The organism is Actinomadura sp. BRA 177, assembly GCF_013372625.1.
Lineage (GTDB): Bacteria > Actinomycetota > Actinomycetes > Streptosporangiales > Streptosporangiaceae > Spirillospora.
Genome location: NZ_JABXFD010000589.1, coordinates 1 through 2,308 on the forward strand (window position 1 = coordinate 1; position 2,308 = coordinate 2,308).

The 2,308-nt window shown below is 71.4% G+C and carries 2 protein-coding genes and 1 pseudogene; all 3 read right to left on the reverse strand.

Annotation, left to right across the window (positions count from 1 at the left end):
* Positions 1-1,325, reverse strand: a pseudogene (locus HUX53_RS33460) (hypothetical protein); the annotation flags it as partial.
* Positions 1,325-1,558, reverse strand: coding sequence for a hypothetical protein (locus tag HUX53_RS33465; protein ID WP_176407258.1), 234 nt, complete (start codon positions 1,556-1,558; stop codon positions 1,325-1,327). The pseudogene HUX53_RS33460 and the gene HUX53_RS33465, both read right to left, overlap by 1 nt.
* 510 nt (positions 1,559-2,068) lie before the next feature.
* Positions 2,069-2,200: a hypothetical protein gene (locus tag HUX53_RS41895; protein WP_255205894.1), complete on the reverse strand. Its 132-nt coding sequence runs from the start codon at positions 2,198-2,200 to the stop codon at positions 2,069-2,071.
* Positions 2,201-2,308 lie beyond the last annotated feature (108 nt).

The window sequence follows — 2,308 nt, forward strand, 5'->3', positions numbered from 1 at the left end:
CGTGTGTGGTTGTGTGGTAGCGCAGAGGTAGTGCACTTGGCGTTTTGGTCGGCGGCGTCGGGTGTGTTTAAGGGCCGGGCCGGGCGGCTCGCGGACGGGGCGGCCGGATCGGCGCCGTGACCGCCAGGACCGGCCGGCGGAGGCGGGTCGGACGGCGGCTCGGGTCGAGGCGACTGCTGGTCTGAGGGGGCGTCGCCGGGTGGCGGGGCGTCCTGGTCGCCGAGCTGCTGCTGGAGGTAGGCGCCGTGCTCGCTGGCCGCACTGGACTGGCCCCCACCGAAACCGCCGCCGCCGCCAAAACCGCCGCCGTAGGCGCGCAGCGCGCCGAGCGCGGTGGCGCTGCTCATCAGCGCCCCCAGCATCCCGCCGCCGGTCCCGGACTCGGTGCCGCCGGTCGTCCAGGTGAAGAACTTCAGCAGCACCGGGAACGCGATCAGGCTGATCAGCATCATCGCGAACCCCATCAAGACGGTGTGCAGGTCCTTGCCCTTGCCGACCAGCGTGAACGTGGTCGCATACACCGCCGCCGCAGCGGGCTTGTAGAAGATCAGCGCGAGCATCCAGCCCGCCACGCGCGGGAACCATGCCTTGGTCGAGGTGGTGATCATCCCGGCGGCGGCCAGCGGCAGCAGCCCGGCCAAGATCACCAGCGCCGCTCCGCGAAACAGCAGCAGGATCGCCTGGACCAGCGCGATCACCAGCGCGAACAGGCACAAGATCAGCACCAGCGCGCGCGGCACCGCGCTCGGGAACGCCACGATCTGGGTCATCCGCTTGGCGAAGTCCCCGTCGGAGGACGCGCTGAGGACCCAGTTGCACCACTGGTCGCCCCACTGCAGCAGCAGGTTCGGCACCACCGTGCCGATCACAGCGACCACCGCCAGGACGGCCAGTCCGTGGCCGGCGTCCACCAGCGGCAGCGCCTTGCGCGACAGCGCCATCCGCGCCGCGACCGCCAGCAGCGCCAGCACCGCGACCGCGGCGGTCAGCGGCCGGACCAGCAGTTGCAGGTAGCCGATCGCGGGCGTGTCCTGCAGGTCGGGGGAGGGGGTGTGCACCCACCAGGAGGCGGTGTTGGAGATCAGCCACCCGGTCGCCGACTGGAACGACTCGGCCATCTCCTCCAGCACATGCCCGCCGATCGCCCCCGGAACATCGGGAAGCCCCGGCAGCCCAGGGAGCTTGGGCATGGTGGGAAGGCCCGGCAGCAGCGGATTCCCGCCCCCGCCGCCGTCGTTGTCGACCGGCTGCACGCACGCCGGATCCAGCACCGGCGAGCACGGATCAAACGGCAGGAAGGGCAGCCGGGTAAGCAGAAGGCCCATCAGCCGCTCCCGTGCGGGAAGCGGACATAGCCGTCCAGCGACCTAATGGGGGCCGCTGTCCCGGCCCAGGTCCCGCCGGGCGGGGCGACGACGCGCCAGTCACCGTCCTGCCACCGCAGCTGGAGCCGGGTCACGGCGCGGACGGTGACATCGCTGTCGCCCGGCCCGGCCGACAGCAAGTCCACGCTCGCGACCTCGGGCGAGTAGCCCAGCCAGCGGAACCCCTCCTGCACGACATAGCCGCGCCCCAGGGGCTCCCCGTCCCGACGATCCCCCCCGATGCTTTTCGTAGGTCTCGCGGGTCGAGTCCATCAGCACATCGGTATCGGGACCGATGACCTGCCGCTGGATGGTCGGCCCGAACACCTCCGTGCCCCACTGCATGCCGGCCCGCACCGCGATATGGACCGCGGCCAGCAGCGCACCGCGCGGCGTCCGCGCGAACCCCGCCGCCAGATCGCCCTCGGTGTCGCGGGGGCCGTCTTGCGCCGAGTAGGGGAGCAGGACACCGTGGTAGTCCCGCCACGACACCCCGGCGAATGACACCTGCGGCGCGCTCACCAGCTCGCCGGCATCTGCGGTCGTCCGCACGATGACCGGGGTAGGCGTGGGTGCCGTCCTGAACACCGAAGGCGCGGCCATGCCGAGCAGCACCCCGCCGCCGACCACCGACACTGCGATGACGCGGCGACGGCGCCACCACGGCACGTCGCGCGGCTGCCCCATGCTCTCGCTCGGTCGGCTCATTTGAAGAACACCCCCACGATCGGAGCCGCCGTCGCCGCCAGGCTCAACCCGCCCAGCACCCACGGGATGCCAGTCGCGCCGTCGGCGGCGAACGTGGAGCGGTTCTTGCTGTCGGCGTACGGGTTCATGTGCAGACCCAGGTACAGGTAAATGTGCAGAGGTGATCAGCGTGTCGGCCGAGGTGCCGGTGGGGTGGCCGTGAAGCCTGCCGGGTGACATTGATCATCCTGGTGGGG

Coding starts and splice junctions, on each gene's coding strand:
- HUX53_RS41895 (WP_255205894.1), bottom strand. CDS start 2,200: ATGAACCCGTACGCCGACAGCAAGAACCGCTCCACGTTCGCCGCCGAC.